Raw genomic sequence first — 19060 nt, 5'->3', positions numbered from 1 at the left:
ATGTGGGACATTGTTTTTGAACACAAAGATTTTGTGGTCATCAATAAGCCTTGCGGCGTATCGGTGCACAGCGAATCGGAAGGGAATGTTTGCCTGACTGCTTCGCTGGCGCAACAGCTCGGCGTTGAGCGCGTGTGGCTGGTTCACCGTTTGGACAAAGCCACCAGCGGCCTGTTGCTGTTTGCGCTCAACCGCGACAGCGCGACGGCTTTGTCGGCGCAATTTGCCGAGAAAACCATGCGTAAAACTTATTTGGCACTCGGTACGCACAAGCCGGCGAAAAAGCAGGGTTGGGTGAAAGGCAGTATGGCGCGTTCGCGGCGCGGTACATGGAAGCTGACGCGTGATGAGGATAATTTTGCCGTTACCCGTTTCAGCAGCCAAAGCCTGAAGCCCGGTTTGCGGCTGTTTGTGTTGCAACCGTTTACCGGCAAAACCCATCAGCTGCGCGTGGCCATGAAAAGCATAGGCAGTCCGATTTTGGGCGATACGCTGTATGGCGGCGATGAGGCGGAACATCTGTTTTTGCACGCTTGGCGTTTGGTTTTCGACTATCGCGGCGAGCATTTCGATATTCGGGTTGCGCCTGATAAAACATGGCCGTCTGAAATCGATTTGTCGGCGTGTTTGAACTCGGATGAGTCCGAATAGAAGCAGTGAAATTTTTGTGTATATTAAAAAAGGCCGTCTGAAAATTGTTCAGACGGCCTTTTGATTGTTTCAAGTTTACATTTCCAATTCGCTCAAGCCCGGCAAGTCGGCAAAACAGCGGTCATGCGTGATTTGGCAGAAGTTGTCCAGATAGCCTTTGTTGGCGTCTTCCGTACGAATGGCGGCATAAAGTTTGCTTTGTAGGCCGTCTGAAGTGATTTTGCGGTGGACGACGTAGCCTTTTTCCAAATACGGCATGACTGTCCAATAGGGCAGGGCGGCGATGCCGCGTTTGCTGGCAACTAATTGAATAATGGCGATAGTCAGCTCGCTGTGGCGGCGCGGCGGATTAATGCCTTTGGGCAGCAGCACTTTTTTGGGCAAATCCAGCATTTCGTCGGGGACGGGATAAGTAATCAGGGTTTCGTCGATAAAGTCTTCCGCTTCCCAAATGTCTTTGTCAGCAAGCGGGTGGTCTTCTGCGCAGATGCCGACCATTTCATAGGCAAACAGGGGGCGGTAGCTGATGCCGTTGAGCGGCTCGGCTTCGGAAACAATGGCGAGGTCGGCGCGGTGTTGCAGCAACAGTCCGACCGGATCGGCTTGGAAACCGGAAACGATGTCCAATTCAACTTGCGGCCATAAGGGGCGGAACTCACCCATGGCAGGCATCAGCCAGTCAAAGCAGGTATGGCATTCGACGGCAAGCCTGAGTTCGCCCGCTTCGCCTTCGATAATCCGTACCAGATCACGTTCGGCGGCGGCAACCTGCGGCAACAATTCGCGCGCCAGTTGCAATAGGCGCATACCGGCCGGAGTGAAGCGCAAAGGTGTGGATTTGCGTTCAAACAACGGCGTTTCGTAATAATTTTCCAAGGCGCGGATTTGGTGCGACAGGGCAGATTGGGTCAGGAAAACCCGTTTGGCGGCAAGGGAAACGCTGCCGGTTTCTTCTAAAGCCAGCAAGGTTTTGAGATGACGCAATTCGATAATAGAGTCCATGTGTTTTCAGACGGCCTGTGGGTAAGGTGGGATATATTAAAATAATTCATGATGATGTGCAAATGATTAATGTTGGGAATGATTGCTGAAATCGGAATGTAAGAATTTGAGGCATAAACAGATTTTGCGGTTAGAATGCGAAGCTGTTTTTGAAGATAGATATAAGGAGCGGAATATGGCTTTACGCCGTGAAATTCTGGCTTGGTGCGATGAGACATTGCAGGTCGGGCTGTTTAAGGACTATGCGCCCAACGGTCTGCAGGTCGAAGGCAAAGAAGAAATTGCTAAAATCGCCACTTCGGTTACCGCCAGCAAAGCAGCAATCGATTTTGCCGTAGCGCAGGGAGCGGATCTGCTTTTGGTTCACCACGGCATGTTTTGGAAAAGCGAGCCTGTCACGATTACCGGTTGGAAAAAAGCACGCATTGAAACCTTGCTGCAACACCAAATCAATATGGCGGGCTACCATCTGCCACTGGATGCGCACCCGCAATTGGGCAATAACGCGCAGTTGGCCGAGAAACTCGATTGGGTGCTCGAAAAACAATTCGGCGAGCAAAATCTGTTGAATACAGGCCGCCTGAAAACCACGCAAACGCTGGCGCAGTTGTCTGAACGCATCGAGGCGGTATTCGGCCGCAAGCCGACCGTTATCGGCGATCTTGAACGCGAAATCAAACGTATTGCCTGGTGTAGCGGAGGTGCGCAGGGATTTTTTCAGACGGCCGCAGACGAAGGTGTCGATGCGTATCTGACCGGTGAAATTTCCGAAGCACAATATCATCTTGCCAACGAAACGGGTGTGGCATTTATCAGTGCCGGTCATCATGCGACAGAACGTTACGGCGTCCGCGCCTTAGGCGATGCCGTGGCAGAAAAATTCGGTATCGAAGTGGTTCACTTTGATGAAAACAACCCTGCCTGAGTATTGAGCAATATCATAAAAACTTTACCTTATTTTAAATAATGCTTTGAGTATTACAACAAACTAGGTAGAATTACGCTGTTTAATGGCTCGGTATTCCCAAAATTTTAGGACGACTGAATAATGGATAATCAAGAAATCAACAACGGTCGCCGCCGTTTCCTGACACTGGCTACATGCGGTGCAGGCGGTGTGGCGGCTCTGGGCGTAGCTACGCCTTTCGTGGCCAGCTTCTTCCCATCGGAGAAAGCTAAGGCTGCCGGTGCTGCTGTCGAAGTAGATGTCAGCAAAATCGAAGCAGGCCAAATGCTGACTGCCGAATGGCAGGGCAAACCGATTTGGCTGGTCAACCGCACAGATCAACAGCTCAAAGACTTGAAAAGTTTGGATGGCGCAGTTGTCGATCCCAATTCCGAAGTGGATCAGCAACCGGAATACGCTAAAAACGAGACCCGTTCGATCAAGCCGAACCTCCTCGTCGCTATCGGTATCTGTACCCACCTGGGTTGCTCTCCGACTTACCGTCCCGATATTGCTCCCGCCGACTTGGGTGCAGACTGGAAAGGCGGTTTCTTCTGCCCTTGCCACGGTTCGAAATTTGACATTGCAGGCCGAGTATACAAAGGTGTTCCTGCACCGACCAACTTGGTTGTACCGCCTTACAAATATCTGAGCGATACGACTGTTTTGGTGGGCGAAGACTAAAAATAAGGAACGATAATTATGGCAAACCAAACCAATAGCAAAGCAAAAGCATTGTTAGGCTGGATGGACGATCGCTTCCCTCTGTCTAAAATGTGGAATGAGCATTTGGCTCAATACTATGCGCCGAAGAACTTCAACTTCTGGTATTACTTCGGCTCTTTGGCTCTACTCGTCCTTGTAATTCAAATCGTCAGCGGTATTTTCCTGACCATGAACTACAAACCGGACGGCAACCTTAACGCTTACCATCTGCCTGCTGCCTTTACCGCAGTAGAGTACATCATGCGCGACGTGTCCGGAGGTTGGATTATCCGCTACATGCACTCCACCGGCGCATCTTTCTTCTTCATCGTCGTTTATCTGCATATGTTCCGCGGTCTGATTTACGGTTCGTACAAAAAACCTCGTGAATTGGTGTGGATTTTCGGTTCCCTGATTTTCTTGGCATTGATGGCAGAAGCCTTTATGGGTTACCTGTTGCCTTGGGGTCAAATGTCCTTCTGGGGTGCGCAGGTAATTATTAACCTGTTCTCCGCCATCCCTGTTATCGGTCCTGATTTGTCCACTTGGATCCGCGGTGACTTCAACGTTTCCGACGTTACTTTGAACCGCTTCTTCGCCCTGCACGTTATCGCTGTGCCTTTGGTATTGCTCGGCTTGGTTGTGGCTCACATCATCGCCCTGCACGAAGTGGGTTCTAACAACCCTGATGGCGTTGAAATCAAGAAAAACAAAGACGAAAACGGTATTCCACGCGATGGTATCCCATTCCATCCTTACTACACCGTTAAAGACATCTTGGGTGTTGTTGTATTCTTGATTGTCTTCTGTTCTGTGTTGTTCTTTGCACCTGAAGGCGGCGGCTACTTCTTGGAAGCGCCAAACTTCGATGCAGCAAACGCGTTGAAAACACCGCCGCACATTGCGCCGGTATGGTATTTCACCCCGTTCTACGCTATTTTGCGTGCGATTCCTTCGATGGCAGGTACTCAGGTATGGGGTGTAATCGGCATGGGTGCAGCAGTTGTATTGATTGCCTTGTTGCCTTGGTTGGATAAGTCACCTGTAAAATCTGTTCGTTACCGCAGCAACTCGTTCAAAGTAATGTTGGCGTTGTTTGTTGTATCTTTTATCGGCTTGGGAATTTTGGGTGCATTGGTAGCAGATGATACACGTACAGCTTTTGCTCGTGCATTCAGTGCATTCTATTTCTTGTTCTTCATCGGTATGCCTTTGCATACAAATCCTAAATGGTTGGCTGAAAAAGCTGGTGGTATTAAATATTTAATCAGTCTGTTTGTTTATGCAGCTTTAATTATTTATAACCTGTATTTAGTTGCAGTCTTGCCAAATAACATCGTTAAGGCGTTCGTTCTGGCTTACACTGTTTTCTTTGCAGCTATTCCATTCCTGAATGCGTTTAATAGCGAAAAAGCTACGCCTGAACGCGTAACCATGAGCACTACTAAACAAAAAATTATGTTCTTTGTTTACGTCGGTATTACCGTTGTCGGTGCTTACTTGTTTGCAACCAATATCTGATGAGGGCAGCGAAAATGAAACAAACTCTGAAAAACTGGTTTGCTGCCTTATTGCTGGCAGTGCCTATGAGTGCAGCCGTCGCCAGCGGCGGCGGACACTACGAAAAAGTCGATATCGACCTGCGTGACCAAGTCAGTCTGCAGCACGGTGCGCAAATCTTTACAAACTACTGTTTGTCTTGCCACTCTGCAAGCGGTATGCGCTTCAACCGTCTGAAAGATATTGGTTTGACTGAAGATGAAATCAAGAAAAATCTGATGTTCACAACAGACAACGTTGGTGACGTCATGGTAGCGGCAATGGATCCGAAAGATGCCTCCAAATGGTTGGGTGCGCCTCCTCCGGATTTGACCCTGATTGCGCGTTCTAAAGGTGCAGACTACCTGTACGCCTATATGCGCGGCTTCTATAAAGACCCAACTCGTCCGACCGGTTGGAACAATACTGTTTTGGCCGGTGCGAGTATGCCTCACCCACTGTGGGAACAACAAGGTGTTCAGGCTGTTGAGTTGGATGCCAAAGGTCAGCCTGTTATGATTAAAGACGAGCATGGCAACCTGACTCCTAAGCTGTATTGGGAATCTACCGGTTTGCACAGCCGTCGCCTGCCTAACGGTAAAGTGATCCAAAAAGAGTACGATACTTATGTACGCGACTTGGTGAACTACTTGGTGTACATGGGCGAGCCTGCTCAGTTGCAACGCCACCGCATCGGCTACATGGTTTTGGCATTCCTGTTTGCGGTAATGCTGCCATTGGCTTACTTCCTGAAAAAAGAATTCTGGAAAGACGTTCACTAATTCTTTTGAATCAAAAAGGCAAACCTGTTTCAGGTTTGCCTTTTTTGTTTGTGAAATCAGTTTATGCGGAAATAATGTAAATTTTAAAATTACTTAATATAAACAATGTGATATGTGAAATTTCTGGATTAAGTGTTTGAAATTATGTATAATTCTGTCTGAATTTTTATAAGGCTTAAGGCCGTCTGAAAAGATTTATCAGGAGTAAAAGATTATGATGACATTGTATTCAGGTATTACTTGTCCATTCAGCCAACGTTGCCGTTTTGTGCTGTACGAAAAAGGCATGGATTTTGAAATCAAAGATGTGGACGTGTTCAATAAACCTGAAGACTTGGCTTTGATGAATCCGTATAACCAAGTACCGGTTCTGGTTGAGCGTGATTTGATTTTGCACGAATCAAACATCATCAACGAATACATTGATGAGCGTTTCCCTCATCCTCAGTTGATGCCGGGTGATCCTGTTATGCGCGGTCGCGGCCGTTTGGTGCTGTACCGCATGGAAAAAGAATTGTTCAGCTTGGTGCAAGTGTTGGAAAACCCTGAATCTACCAATAAAGAACAAGCTAAAGCGCGTGAAGCCATTGGCAATGGTTTGACACTGTTGGCACCGTCTTTTACTAAAAACAAATACATCTTGGGCGATGACTTCTCCATGATTGATGTTGCCTTATCTCCACTGTTGTGGCGTTTGGACTATTACGACATCAAACTGGGTAAATCTGCTGCGCCTTTGCTGAAATACGCCGAGCGGATTTTCCAACGTGAAGCCTTTATTGAAGCATTGACGCCGGCTGAAAAAGCCATGCGCCGCTAAAGGACGGATCTATGGCAACTTCAACCAAACCGTATTTGTTGCGTGCTTTGTATGAATGGTGTTTGGATAATAACCAAACACCGCACATCGTAGCTTGGGTAAATGAACATACCCGTGTGCCGATGCAGTATGTGCGCGACAATGAAATTGTTTTAAATATTGGTCCTACCGCCAGTCATAACTTGAATATCGACAACGAATGGGTCAATTTTTCTGCGCGTTTTTCCGGCGTAGCGCACGAAATTTGGATTCCGGTCGGTCATATTGTCAGTATATTTGGCCGCGAAAGTGGAGAGGGTATGGGTTTTGAGGTAGAACCATATCAGCCTGCTTCTGCCGAGGTTGCGGTAGCTGAAGATAAAAAAGCTGAATCTGCGGAAGAAAAACCGAAAAAAGTATTGAAGCTTGTGAAGTAATTAAAAGATAGAAGGCCGTCTGAAATGTTTCAGACGGCCTTTATTGATTAGGTATTGTATTGATTGGGTATTGAAGTGGCAAAATTAATGAGCAATCAGTTATTAATCAAGCTAAACAAAAAAGCTCTTGCATTTAACAAGAGCTTTTTTGTTTAGTGGTGGAGGTAAGCGGGATCGAACCGCTGACCTCTTGCATGCCATGCAAGCGCTCTACCAACTGAGCTATACCCCCGAAATTTGGTGGCGAATCAGGGACTCGAACCCCGGACACAAGGATTATGATTCCTCTGCTCTAACCGACTGAGCTAATTCGCCGTTTCGTGAAGTCGCTATTATAGTTTTTTTTGAATATTTGGCAAGCGCTAATTTTGATTTTTTTTATTTCTTATTGTTTTTAAAAAATAAAAAGTAGGTTGTCAGGCTATAGCTTATGGCAAATATCGCCGTGGCTGAAGCCTGTCCAATCGATATCGATGTCTTTGCCAAAAGCGATCACTTTAAAAAGTTCGCCCATTTCGTGCTGATGTATCAGTTTCTGTACTGCTGCTGCGGCTTGGATATATTCAACCGAATCCGAGCTGCCGATTTGTGCCAGCAAATCGGTGATGCCGAGATTGAGCAGGAAATAAGATTGGGGCAGGTAGCCGATTAAGTCTAAACCTGATTCCGTGCCGGCACGTGCAATATCAGTGAAATTGACGTGTGCAGTCAAATCGGTCAGACCGATATTGAAAAACGGATCATGGATGGTATGGTGGCGATAGTGGCCGATAAATGTGCCTTCCTTGCGTTGCGGATGGTAATACTGAGCGGCATCGAAGCCGTAATCAATAAATATCATGCCGCCGCGCTGCAATTTGGCGGACAGGGTTTGGATAAAGGCATATTGTGCCGGATGCAGCTCGCTTGTGTATGAGGGAAGGGGAGGGAAGTACAAGGCAGCTGTTTGCGTAAGTTCGGCTTGGGCTAATGGTCTTATGGCTTCGATTAACTCGTCATTCTTTAGGCTGACGCCGATTTGTTGAAACCCGTCATCTTGATAAATCAAGCGTTCAACCGGCATGGCATCCAATACTTCGTTGCCGATGATGATGCCGTCAAAGTGTTCAGGCAATGTGGTGAGGTGGATGGCTTTAGCGGCTGTTTCAGGGGAGGTATGTTCAAGAATATATTGACGTTGTCTCTCTGCAAGCTCTGCCGATAGCTCGATAATATAGTAATGATTCAGGCCGTCTGAAAGGTTTTGCAAGAGTGTGGCAGCGAGATGACCTGTGCCTGCACCAAATTCGTAGATATTGCCTGCTGTTTGCGGCAGTAATTCGGCAAGTTGTTTGGCAAGGGTTTGTCCGAATAGGGGGGAGAGGGTAGGGGCGGTAATGAAGTCGCCGTCCGTACCGATTTTATGGCTGCCTCCGCTGTAATAGCCGTATTGAGGTGTGTAAAGGGCAAGCTCCATAAAACGGGAGAAGGGTATCCAGTTTTGATGTTGTTCAATTTCGTTTTTTATGAGCTTGGTCAGGTGTGCTGAAGAGGCTTGTGCATCAGGGGAAGGAAGGGGGAGTTGAGGCTTCATGACTGTTAGATAATGTAAAAAATTTGAATTTGTTTGTATATTATAGCCCCTTATGAGAGGGGTGGTAATAGGGTATAAAAACACTATATGTAGTATGTCAAAAACAAAAATAATACTACATATAGTGTTTTATGCTATATGAAACTACTGATATATCAATTTGTCATGCTTTTTTATATATATAACCTATTGAATTTAAAGTGTTTAGTGTTTTATTTCAGATAAGAAACGGATTTGACCTGATTGCCAAAATTTCTTATAGTGTCGGTTAGTGGGGCATAGTGGGTGAAAGTGGTTACTTTTTCCTAAAAAGTGTTCCGTGGAAGTGAAAACGAAAGATTTTAGGAAGGTGGGATTTTTAATCCCACTCTGTTTTATTTTAATCGAATTTGGGGTGTGATGTGTTTGGCGGTGCTCATGAATTGAGTATGGACAGTAAAGGGCGGTTGGCGATTCCTGCCAAATTCCGCGATATTTTGCTGCGCCGTTATACGCCTGCAATTGTGGTCACACTGGATTCCCGAAAAAAATTATTAATGTACCCCGAGCCCGTTTGGGAAGAAAAAGCCGAGCAGATTTTGAAGTTGAAAGTAGCCGGCAATGAAGCTTTGCAACGGTATCAGAATTTGCTGCTGCACAATGCTGAGATTTTGGAGTGGGACAGCGCCGGACGCGTTTTGATTCCGGCCAATCTGCGTAAACGTGTGGATTTTGAAAAAGAAGTTACTTTGGTTGGCCGTGCAAACCGTATGGAGTTGTGGGGCCGCGAACATTGGGAAGAGGAAATGAATCAGGCTTTGGATATCGATCCTGATGAATTGGCTTTCCAATTGAGTCAAACGGATTTGCAATTGTGAGTAAAGTTGAAAATTATCAGCATGTTACTGTCTTGTTGCATGAGGCAGTGGACGCGTTGGCAATCCGTGAAGACGGGATTTATGTGGACGGTACGTTCGGTAGGGGAGGGCATTCCCGGCTGATTTTGTCGCGTTTGGGTGAGCAGGGTCGTTTGGTTGTTTTTGATAAAGACCCCGAGGCGATTGCGGTAGCAAATGAGCTGGCGGCGCAAGATAAACGTGTCAGTGTCGTACACAATGGTTTTGAAACATTTCAGACGGCCTTGGATGAATTAGGCATCGATAAGATTGACGGTGCGCTTTTTGATTTGGGGATTTCGTCGCCGCAAATTGACGATGGCAGCCGCGGATTCAGTTTCCGCTTTGATGCGCCGTTGGATATGCGGATGGATCCGACTCGCGGGATGTCTGCGGCAGAATGGATTGCAACCGCATCCGAACAGGATTTACACGAGGTAATTAAGAATTATGGTGAAGAGCGGTTTAGTCGCCAGATTGCGCGCGCCATTGTTGCGCAACGCGAGGAGAGTCCCATCGATACAACCCGCAAGCTGGCGCAGCTTGTGGCGCAAAACGTCCGTACTCGTGAGCGCGGACAAGACCCTGCAACGCGCACCTTCCAAGCAGTTCGCATCTTTATTAACCGCGAGCTCGAAGAGGTAGAGGCAGTTTTGCCGCAGGTTGCAGGCCGTCTGAAAGAGGGTGGGCGCTTGGCTGTCATTGCGTTCCATTCGCTGGAAGACAGAATTGTGAAACAGTTTATTAAAAAATATTCGCAACATGCGCCATTGCCCCGTTGGGCAGTGGTTAAGGAAGCGGATTTGCCTCAGCCGCCTTTGAAGGCTGTGGGCAAAGCAATCAAACCGGGTTCGACAGAGACTGAAGCCAATCCGCGTGCGCGCAGTGCAGTTTTGCGTGTGGCGGAGCGCAGTAGCGGCGAATTTTCGGTTATTGAGTAGGGGATGGCGTCTAAACGCTGTCGTAAGAGATAGTCCTGTTGACAGGCCGTCTGAAAGTTTGAGATGGGTAAGTTGAATATTTTATTGCTGGTTTTGGTGACGGTCTCAGCCTTTGCCGTAGTGTTTAAGCAAAACCAGTCCCGTTTGCATTTTATCGAGTTGGATAAGGCACAAAAACGGGAAATTCAGTTGGAACAGGATTACGCGCGCTTGAAGCTGGAGCAAGCAAGATTGGCAAACCACAAACTGATTAAAGTGGCGGCCGAAAAGCAACATCTGCTTCCACCGGGTGCGCATAATACGGCTATGCTGGAACGCAAAAAATAAGAATATAGAGCCTTGCATTGGTGCAAGATTTACGGGATTTGATGGCTCACTGAGCAGCTAAGTCATGAGAAGTTCAACATGTTAATTAAGAACGAATATAAACCTCAAATGCTGTCTGGAACAACAAAAACGAAAAAGCCGCTGACAAGTAACGGGCGAATCGGTTTGGTGCTGGGCGCTGTTGCGCTGGCATTTACCGGTCTGTTGGTACGCGGGGTTTATTTGCAAACCAGTCAGCATGAATTTTTGAAAAATCAGGGCGACCAACGTTTTGTGCGTACGCTTCCGCTGCCGGCATCACGCGGTATGATTACCGACCGCAATGGTGCCACATTGGCTTTGAGTGCGCCTACCGAATCATTGTATGCCATGCCTTCCGGTATGGAGGAAATGCCGACTGACGAGCAGTTGGAAAAATTGTCGGCCATTGCCGATGTCCCTGTTGAAGTTTTGAAAAATAAATTGTCTAAAAAAGACAAAGGTTTTATCTACCTGAAACGCCAACTCAGCTACGAGAAAGCAGAAGAAATCAAAGCATTGGGCATTAAAGGCATTGCATTCCAAAAAGAATTGAAACGCCATTACCCGATGGGCAATCTGTTTGCGCACGTTATCGGTTTTACCAATATCGACGGCAAAGGTCAGGAGGGCTTGGAGCTTTCCCGTGAAGACAGCCTGCGCGGCGAAGATGGTGCGAAAGTCGTATTGCGTGACAACAAAGGCAATATCGTAGACAGCCTCGACTCTCCGCGCAACAGCGTGCCTAAAAACGGCCAAGACATGATTTTGTCTTTGGATCAACGCATTCAGACGCTGGCGTATGACGAGCTGAACAAGGCTGTGGCTTATCATAAAGCCAAAGCGGGTACAGTTGTGGTATTGGATGCGCAAACCGGCGAGATTTTGGCTTTGGTCAACAGCCCGGCTTACGATCCGAATCAACCGGGTCAAGCCAATAGCGAACAGCGCCGCAACCGCGCTGTAACCGATATGATCGAACCCGGTTCTGCCATGAAGCCGTTTACCATTGCCAAAGCATTGGATTCCGGAAAAGTGGATGCAACCGATACGTTCAATACTCTGCCTTACAAAATCGGTCCGGCTACCGTACAAGATACCCACGTTTATCCTACTTTGGATGTGCGCGGCATTATGCAAAAATCTTCCAACGTCGGTACCAGTAAACTTTCTGCCATGTTTACTCCTAAAGAAATGTACGATTTCTATCATGATTTAGGTGTGGGTGTGCGCATGCATTCAGGCTTTCCTGGTGAGACTGCAGGTTTGTTGAGAAGCTGGCGCAGATGGCAAAAAATCGAACAGGCAACTATGTCTTTCGGTTATGGCCTGCAATTAAGCTTATTGCAATTGGCGCGTGCTTATACTGTCTTGACCCATGACGGCGAATTGTTACCGGTCAGCTTTGAAAAACAAGCGGTTGCCCCTAAAGGCAAGCGCGTCATCAAAGCCTCTACTGCGAAAAAAGTGCGCGAGTTGATGGTTTCCGTTACTGAAGCCGGCGGTACCGGTACTGCCGGTGCTGTGGATGGTTTCGACGTAGGTGCGAAAACCGGTACGGCGCGTAAACTGGTTAATGGCCGCTATGTGGACAACAAACACGTCGGTACATTCATCGGTTTTGCCCCGGCTAAAAATCCACGCGTGATTGTGGCCGTTACCATCGACGAACCGACTGCCAACGGCTATTACGGCGGCGTGGTTGCCGGTCCCGTATTCAAAGAAGTCATGAGCGGAAGCTTGAACATCTTGGGCGTCTCCCCGACCAAGCCTTTAAGTAATACCGCTACTGTCAAAGTACCGTCATAATCCAAACAATCAAAGAGATATTGTTTATGTTCAGCAAGTTAACCCCCTTGGCTGAAACCAACTTTCCGCCTCTGCTGTGTGAAAACGCAGCAGGGCGTTTGTTGCATTCAGACAGCCGACAAATTAAACAGGGTGACATTTTCGTTGCCTGTCAGGGCGAATATACAGACGGCCGCAGCTATATTCCTGCCGCCATCGCCAACGGTGCACCCTTTGTTTTTTGGGATGATGACGGCAAATTCACATGGAATCCCGAATGGAACGTTCCCAATCAAGGCATTAAAGATCTGAAACATCGCGCCGGTATGTTGGCGGCACAGGTTTACGGCAATGTTTCAGACGGCCTTAAAGTTTGGGGTGTAACCGGTACCAACGGCAAAACCTCTATCACACAATGGCTGGCGCAAGCCGCCGATCTTCTGGGCGAAAAAACCACCATTATCGGTACAGTCGGCAACGGCTTTTGGGGTGCATTGGAAGAGACCACACATACCACGCCTGCTCCTGTCGATGTCCAAACTCTGCTCTACCGCTTCCGTCAGCAAGGCGCAACAGCCGCTGCGATGGAAGTTTCCAGTCACGGCCTTGACCAATCGCGCGTCAACGGCGTGCCGTTTCGCAGCGCAATCTTTACCAATCTCACCCGCGACCACCTCGATTATCACGGCACCATGGAAGCCTATGGTGCCATCAAGTCGCTCCTGTTCTACTGGCATGGTCTGCAACACGCCATCATTAATGTCGATGATGAATACGGTGCAGAACTGGTAGGCCGTCTGAAAAAAGACTGTCCCGATTTAGCCGTTTACGGCTATGGTTTCAGCGAGCAAGCCGATATCCGCATTACCGATTTCACCGCTTCTTCAGACGGCATGGAAGCCGTATTCCAAACCCCGTGGGGCGAAGGAAAATGCCGTACCCGTCTGCTCGGACGGTTTAACGCGCAAAACCTCGCCGCCTGCGTTGCCTTGCTGTGTGCCAACGGTTATCCACTCAATAACGTTTTGGAAGTACTGGCAAAAATCCGTCCTGCTTCAGGTCGCATGGATTGCATTATGAACAGCGGCAAACCTTTGGTTGTCGTTGATTATGCCCATACGCCCGATGCATTGGAAAAAGCACTCTCTACCTTGCAGGAAATCAAACCGCAGGGCGCGGCTTTGTGGTGCGTCTTCGGCTGCGGCGGCAACCGCGACCGTGGCAAACGTCCATTGATGGGCGCAGCAGCCGTACAGGGTGCGGATAAAGTTGTCGTAACCAGCGACAACCCACGCTTGGAAAATCCGCAAGACATCATCAACGACATCCTGCCTGCCGTGCCTAATCCTGAACGTGTCGAAGTTGATCGTGCCGTCGCCATCCGTTATGCGGTTGAGCAGGCTGCCACGAACGACATCATTCTGATTGCCGGTAAAGGGCATGAAAACTATCAGGATGTACAAGGCGTGAAGCACCATTTCTCCGATTTTGAAATCGCAGAAAAAGCGTTGGCAGAGCGCGGTTAAGCCATATCGCAAATGTTCAGACGACCCGAAACCTTAAGGCCGTCTGAAAAAGATTTAAACATATACAACAAAAGCAAAACGACACACGCATTACGGCACGTCAGCCATTAAACCCATCACAGTTGTTTGTTTTAGAGGACTTTTTAACAAGGCCGTCTGGACAACAAGGAGACCGATTTGATGCTGAAAATGCCGACAAAAACCTTATTAATCAGTGCAGCCGTAGTTTTATTCGCAGGCTGTACAACCAAACAACTTCCGCGTCCTACTGCCGAAATCGAGCAGTTGAGGGCACAACAGCCTCCTGCCGAGCAAAGCCTGCCCAATCCTGTTAAAGGCAAACGTTTTGACGATACTTGGGGCGCGGCGCGCAGTCAGGGGCGCAGGCATGAAGGTGTGGATATTTTTGCTAAGAAAAATACGCCGATACGCAGTACCACGCCCGGCATCGTAACCAAAATCGGGCGCAACCGATTGGGCGGTAAAGTTATTGGTATTCAAGGGCCGGGTGCGTGGCATTACTATGCCCACCTGAATAAATTTGCCCGTATCCGCCTGTATGAGCGAGTCAAAGAAGGGCAGGTCATCGGCTATGTCGGTAAAACCGGCAACGCTAAAACCACACCGGCCCACCTGCATTACGGCGTGTATCTGCCCAGCGGCGCGGTAAATCCGTATCCGCTGATTAATCAGGAAAGATAAAATTTTCAAACGTCGTCTGAAATAAATTTTGAAACAAATAATAAGGGAATATTATGGGTATTTTTCGCTGCAATAAATGCGGTTGCATGAATGAGCATTACTACGAATCTGGAATGAGTGAAATTGCTTGTCCAAAATGCACGGCTCCGGTTAAGGTTTACGACACTTTATTTTTTGTCAGTAAATTGTTGGAACGTTATTTTTCAGTGAACCGGGAATTGCAGGCTTTGAAGCAACAGGAAGACGGCAGGGAGGAAAATACACAGCAAGATACTGGTTCGGAAAATCAAAATTATAATCTGCTGGCAGGCGTCAATTTATCGGAAACCGACATTTTAGCTACTGAAAAACAACATGAACCAATACGGCAATGGTTTGCCCGAGCCAATATTGTGCCGATGTTTAACTTTCAGGCGGTCAATATGAGCGGTTTTTTTGATGAGGCTGCCATTAAATTAGGCAACAATTATCAGATTACTAAAAATATGTTGGGGCAGATTAGTTGGGCATATAGTCACAACCACACAAGCATTAGTTTGGATATAGGCAAAATGTCGCAAAAAGATGGGCAAACAATGAATAATCTATGCCGACAATTTTATAGCCATACTCTGTTTTCTAAGTATTTCTATCAGAAACAGGAAAAAATTGTTCGCTTGAATCTGCAACGTGCTACTGCCATCAAGCACTTTTTTTGTGGTGGTTGGCTTGAATGGTTTGCGCTGGGCAAAATGCTTGAAGAAGCAAAACACAAAGGTAAGGATTATGCTTTTTCTTGCGCTCGAAATGTAAAAGTCAAATTCGACAATGAAGATAAACAGGAGTTAGATGTTGTATTTTTGCCGATGGGTAAAGAGCCGGTTGTGGTGGAATGTAAATCAGGGGAGTTCAGACGAGACATTGAAAAATATGTACGCTTGAAAAAACGATTGAATTTGCCGGATGACCGCTTTGTGATACTGGTTGCCGATTTAGAGGAAAGCCAGGCAGTGGCATTAGGCAGTATGTACGGTTTAACTTTTGTTACGCCTAAATCTATGATGAAACATTTACAGATGGTTATGTGAGGCCGTCTGAAAAAAACAAACGAAAGAAACCATGAAACCACTAGACCTAAATTTCATCTGCCAAACTCTCGACCTTCCGATGCCGTCTGAAAATCAACCCGTTTCGCGTATCGTTACAGACAGCCGCGATATTCAGGACGGCGACGTATTTTTCGCGCTTGCCGGTGAACGCTTTGACGCGCATGACTTTGTTGAAGATGTATTGGCAGCGGGGGCGACGGCGGTTGTAGTCTCGCGCGAAGATTGTGCGGCTTTGAAAGGCGCATTGAAGGTTAACGATACGCTTGCGGCTTTGCAAAAACTGGCGAAGGCGTGGTGTGAAAATGTGAATCCGTTTGTCTTTGGTATTACCGGCTCTTCCGGCAAAACGACGGTTAAAGAGATGTTGGCCGGCGTATTGCGTCATCGATTCGGTGATGAAGCTGTGTTGGCGACTGCCGGCAATTTCAACAACCATATCGGCCTGCCGCTGACTTTGTTGAAACTGAACGAAAAACACCGCTATGCCGTCATTGAAATGGGTATGAACCATTTTGGCGAATTGTCTTTGCTGACCCGAATCGCCGGTCCGAATGTCGCTCTGGTCAATAACGCTTTGCGCGCGCATGTTGGTTGCGGTTTTGATGGGGTTGGTGATATTGCCAAAGCCAAAAGTGAAATCTACGAAGGTTTGCTTTCAGACGGCATTGCGTTGATTCCGTGCGAAGATGCCAATATCGCTACATTTGAAGCGGCTACTGCACAATTGAACGCTCAGTCTTTCGGTGTTGCCAGTGGCGATGTCCATGCGGAAAATATTGAGTTGAAACCGTTGTCCTGCGAATTTGATTTGGTGCGTGGTAATGAACGTGTTGCCGTGGTACTGCCGGTCCCCGGCCGTCACAATGTGCATAATGCCGTAGCAGCGGCGGCTCTGGCTTTGGCGGCAGGCTTGAGCCTTACCGAAGTTTCAGACGGTCTGAAAAATTTCAGTAATATCAAAGGCCGTCTGAATATCAAGCAAGGCATTAAAGATGCAACTTTGATTGACGATACTTATAATGCCAACCCTGATAGCATGAAAGCTGCCATTGATGTGCTTGCCGCTATGCCTGCGCCGCGTATTTTTGTGATGGGCGACATGGGCGAATTGGGTGAGGATGAGGCAGTCGCCATGCACGCCGAAGTTGGTGCGTATGCACGGGATAAAGGCATCGAGGCCGCGTATTTTGTCGGCGATAACAGCGTTGAAGCGGCAGAAACATTTGGCGCGGAAGGTTTGTGGTTTGCTGACAAAGATCCGCTGATTCAAGTGTTGAGCCACGATTTGCCCGAACGCGCTACTGTATTGGTCAAAGGCTCGCGCTTTATGAAGATGGAAGAAGTGGTCGAGGCGTTGGCAGCAACAACTGCTTAAAAGGCCGTCTGAAATATGAAAAAGATTTTACTATTGACTGGTTTGCTGATTGCCGCGTTTTATGCCGGAATGAAAGTACAGGCATTTATCTATGAAGATACCTGCTTGGACTTGGGCGGCGGAAAGAATCCTGGAAACTATCCGATTTGCGTGGTAGAGAAATAATCTTACTCAATAAGGCCGTCTGAAATTTCAGACGGCATACCGATTGATTTTTAATTGGGCAATAAGCCCGCTGTAACAACAAAAACAAAAAAGGAAGCCCCATGTTTTTATGGCTCGCACATTTCAGTAACTGGTTAACCGGTCTGAATATTTTTCAATACACCACATTCCGCGCTGTCATGGCGGCTTTGACTGCTTTGGCGTTTTCCCTATTGCTTGGTCCGTGGACCATCCGCAAGCTGACTGCGCTTAAAGTCGGCCAAGCCGTCCGTACCGACGGCCCTCAAACCCACCTGATCAAAAACGGTACGCCAACCATGGGCGGCTCGCTGATTTTGACCGCCATTACCGTGTCCACAATCTTGTGGGGCAACTGGGCAAATCCTTATATCTGGATTCTCTTAGGCGTCCTGCTTGCTACCGGCGCACTCGGTTTTTACGACGACTGGCGCAAAGTGGTTTATAAAGACCCTAACGGCGTGTCTGCCAAATTTAAAATGGTGTGGCAGTCCAGCGTTGCCATCATCGCTGGTTTGGCATTGTTCTACCTTGCGACAAATTCCGCCAACAATATCCTGATTGTTCCCTTCTTCAAACAAGTTGCCTTGCCGCTTGGTGTAGTCGGCTTCTTGGTATTGTCCTACCTGACCATCGTCGGCACATCCAATGCCGTTAACCTGACCGATGGTTTGGACGGCTTGGCCGCATTCCCCGTTGTACTTGTTGCCGCCGGTCTTGCCATCTTTGCTTATGCCAGCGGCCACTCCCAATTTGCCCAATACCTGCAATTGCCTTACGTTGCCGGCGCAAACGAAGTGGTGATTTTCTGTACCGCCATGTGCGGCGCCTGTCTCGGCTTTTTGTGGTTTAACGCCTATCCGGCGCAAGTCTTTATGGGCGACGTCGGCGCACTCGCGCTCGGCGCGGCACTCGGTACCGTTGCCGTCATCATCCGCCAAGAATTTGTCCTCGTCATCATGGGCGGCCTGTTTGTTGTTGAAGCCATTTCCGTTATGTTGCAAGTCGGTTGGTACAAACGCACCAAAAAACGCATCTTCCTGATGGCGCCGATTCATCACCATTACGAACAAAAAGGCTGGAAAGAAACCCAAGTTGTTGTCCGCTTCTGGATTATCACCATCGTCTTGGTATTGATTGGCTTGAGTACCCTCAAAATCCGCTGAACCTATGCCGTCTGAACACCTTTCAGACGGCATTTGAACGCGCAATAAACCTGCGGCGGCAATCTGTCCCGTCCTATCGTTAACCGCGGCTGAAAAACCGCCCCTCACCGAAATAGGAGAGAAAACATGAAACAGACAGTCAAATGGCTTGCAGCCGCCCTGATTGCCTTGGGCTTGAACCAAGCGGTGTGGGCGGATAATATGCCGGATTTTCAGAAAACGCTTCAAGCTGCGAAGCAAGGGAATGTCGATGCCCAATATAATTTGGGCGTGATGTATGCCATCGGGCAAGACGTCCCTCAAGACGATGCACAGGCAGTGCAGTGGTATCGCAAGGCGGCAGAACAAGGGGATGCCCAAGCCCAAGTTAATTTGGGCCTGATGTATGAACAAGGGCAAGGCGTCCGTCAAGACTATGCCGAAGCGTTCAGATGGTATCGTAAGGCAGCGGAGCAGGGATTAGTCCAAGCCCAATATAATTTGGGTGATATGTATAACCAAGGGCGAGGCGTCCGTCAAGACTATGCTGAAGCGTTCAGATGGTATCGTAAGGCAGCGGAGCAGGGATTAGTCCAAGCCCAAACCAATTTGGGCAATGGGTATGCACAAGGGCAAGGCGTCCGTCAAGACTATGCAC

The 19060-nt window shown here is 48.0% G+C and carries 20 protein-coding genes and 2 tRNA genes; 18 read left to right on the top strand and 4 right to left on the bottom strand.

From position 1 onward, the window contains the following. On the top strand, nt 1–651 hold the full coding sequence (locus tag ACTHTJ_RS02160; protein WP_070843318.1) for a TIGR01621 family pseudouridine synthase: 651 nt from the start codon (nt 1–3) through the stop codon (nt 649–651). A gap of 75 nt (nt 652–726) precedes the next feature. Here the strand turns inward: ACTHTJ_RS02160 and ACTHTJ_RS02155 are convergent, their stop codons facing one another. Then, complete coding sequence (locus ACTHTJ_RS02155) at nt 727–1653, bottom strand: LysR family transcriptional regulator (protein WP_070504237.1); 927 nt, start codon at nt 1651–1653, stop codon at nt 727–729. A gap of 175 nt (nt 1654–1828) precedes the next feature. Here ACTHTJ_RS02155 and ACTHTJ_RS02150 point away from each other — a divergent pair, with 175 nt between their 5' ends. The 6 genes from ACTHTJ_RS02150 to ACTHTJ_RS02125 all read left to right on the top strand — a co-directional run bounded on the left by ACTHTJ_RS02150 (nt 1829) and on the right by ACTHTJ_RS02125 (nt 6861). Next, the gene (locus tag ACTHTJ_RS02150) at nt 1829–2578 is read left to right on the top strand and encodes a Nif3-like dinuclear metal center hexameric protein (RefSeq protein ID WP_070585199.1); all 750 of its coding nucleotides are present in this window, start codon (nt 1829–1831) and stop codon (nt 2576–2578) included. A gap of 123 nt (nt 2579–2701) precedes the next feature. Beyond that, a complete protein-coding gene (petA, locus tag ACTHTJ_RS02145; protein ID WP_070459589.1) occupies nt 2702–3283 on the top strand; it encodes a ubiquinol-cytochrome c reductase iron-sulfur subunit in 582 nt (193 codons plus the stop codon). Between the two features lie 18 nt (nt 3284–3301). After that, entirely contained in the window at nt 3302–4825 is a 1524-nt protein-coding gene (locus ACTHTJ_RS02140; protein ID WP_168162036.1) for a cytochrome b, read from the top strand. Nucleotides 4826–4839: 14 nt separating this feature from the next. Continuing rightward, nucleotides 4840–5625, top strand: coding sequence for a cytochrome c1 (locus ACTHTJ_RS02135; protein ID WP_039864285.1), 786 nt, complete (start codon nt 4840–4842; stop codon nt 5623–5625). Nucleotides 5626–5839: 214 nt separating this feature from the next. Beyond that, nucleotides 5840–6445 carry a glutathione S-transferase N-terminal domain-containing protein gene (locus ACTHTJ_RS02130; RefSeq protein WP_039861850.1) on the top strand — a complete coding sequence of 202 codons (606 nt, stop codon included), beginning with the start codon at nt 5840–5842 and terminating at the stop codon, nt 6443–6445. Nucleotides 6446–6456: 11 nt separating this feature from the next. Then, entirely contained in the window at nt 6457–6861 is a 405-nt protein-coding gene (locus ACTHTJ_RS02125; RefSeq protein WP_070585198.1) for a ClpXP protease specificity-enhancing factor, read from the top strand. A gap of 156 nt (nt 6862–7017) precedes the next feature. Here ACTHTJ_RS02125 and ACTHTJ_RS02120 read toward each other — a convergent pair. The 3 genes from ACTHTJ_RS02120 to ACTHTJ_RS02110 form a co-directional block, all read right to left on the bottom strand. Then, a tRNA-Ala gene (locus ACTHTJ_RS02120) sits at nt 7018–7093 on the bottom strand. A gap of 6 nt (nt 7094–7099) precedes the next feature. After that, nucleotides 7100–7176, bottom strand: a tRNA-Met gene (locus tag ACTHTJ_RS02115). 106 nt (nt 7177–7282) lie between these two features. Beyond that, nucleotides 7283–8434: a class I SAM-dependent methyltransferase gene (locus tag ACTHTJ_RS02110; RefSeq protein ID WP_070712107.1), complete on the bottom strand. Its 1152-nt coding sequence runs from the start codon at nt 8432–8434 to the stop codon at nt 7283–7285. Nucleotides 8435–8835: 401 nt separating this feature from the next. Between ACTHTJ_RS02110 and mraZ the strand changes: the two genes are divergently transcribed. The 11 genes from mraZ to ACTHTJ_RS02055 all read left to right on the top strand — a co-directional run. Further along, entirely contained in the window at nt 8836–9291 is a 456-nt protein-coding gene (mraZ, locus tag ACTHTJ_RS02105; protein WP_039861849.1) for a division/cell wall cluster transcriptional repressor MraZ, read from the top strand. After that, nucleotides 9288–10250 (top strand): 16S rRNA (cytosine(1402)-N(4))-methyltransferase RsmH, encoded by a 963-nt coding sequence (gene rsmH / locus ACTHTJ_RS02100; RefSeq protein WP_070585193.1) that lies wholly within the window; start codon nt 9288–9290, stop codon nt 10248–10250. Before mraZ ends, rsmH begins: the two co-directional genes overlap by 4 nt. Before the next feature lie 63 nt (nt 10251–10313). Further along, nucleotides 10314–10577, top strand: a complete 264-nt coding sequence (gene ftsL / locus ACTHTJ_RS02095) for a cell division protein FtsL (RefSeq protein WP_003681879.1) — start codon at nt 10314–10316, stop codon at nt 10575–10577. Between the two features lie 78 nt (nt 10578–10655). Further along, nucleotides 10656–12404, top strand: coding sequence for a peptidoglycan D,D-transpeptidase FtsI family protein (locus ACTHTJ_RS02090; protein ID WP_004518895.1), 1749 nt, complete (start codon nt 10656–10658; stop codon nt 12402–12404). 26 nt (nt 12405–12430) lie between these two features. Beyond that, the gene (locus ACTHTJ_RS02085; protein ID WP_440360818.1) at nt 12431–13909 is read left to right on the top strand and encodes a UDP-N-acetylmuramoyl-L-alanyl-D-glutamate--2,6-diaminopimelate ligase; all 1479 of its coding nucleotides are present in this window, start codon (nt 12431–12433) and stop codon (nt 13907–13909) included. 180 nt (nt 13910–14089) lie between these two features. Next, nucleotides 14090–14611, top strand: a complete 522-nt coding sequence (locus tag ACTHTJ_RS02080; RefSeq protein ID WP_101756031.1) for a M23 family metallopeptidase — start codon at nt 14090–14092, stop codon at nt 14609–14611. Between the two features lie 53 nt (nt 14612–14664). Continuing rightward, on the top strand, nt 14665–15678 hold the full coding sequence (locus ACTHTJ_RS02075) for a DUF1887 family protein (RefSeq protein WP_101756030.1): 1014 nt from the start codon (nt 14665–14667) through the stop codon (nt 15676–15678). A gap of 31 nt (nt 15679–15709) precedes the next feature. Next, nucleotides 15710–17074 (top strand): UDP-N-acetylmuramoyl-tripeptide--D-alanyl-D-alanine ligase, encoded by a 1365-nt coding sequence (locus tag ACTHTJ_RS02070; protein ID WP_101756029.1) that lies wholly within the window; start codon nt 15710–15712, stop codon nt 17072–17074. Nucleotides 17075–17089: 15 nt separating this feature from the next. Continuing rightward, nucleotides 17090–17239, top strand: a complete 150-nt coding sequence (locus ACTHTJ_RS02065; RefSeq protein ID WP_049335337.1) for a hypothetical protein — start codon at nt 17090–17092, stop codon at nt 17237–17239. Between the two features lie 101 nt (nt 17240–17340). Then, a complete protein-coding gene (gene mraY, locus ACTHTJ_RS02060; protein ID WP_004518887.1) occupies nt 17341–18423 on the top strand; it encodes a phospho-N-acetylmuramoyl-pentapeptide-transferase in 1083 nt (360 codons plus the stop codon). Between the two features lie 126 nt (nt 18424–18549). Beyond that, on the top strand, nt 18550–19060 hold a 511-nt coding region (locus ACTHTJ_RS02055; RefSeq protein WP_440360819.1), incomplete at its 3' end, for a tetratricopeptide repeat protein.

The sequence above is a fragment of the Neisseria sp. P0018.S001 genome (assembly GCF_051957355.1).
Classification (GTDB): domain Bacteria; phylum Pseudomonadota; class Gammaproteobacteria; order Burkholderiales; family Neisseriaceae; genus Neisseria; species Neisseria subflava_A.
This window is presented reverse-complemented; position numbering and strand designations above follow the sequence as displayed.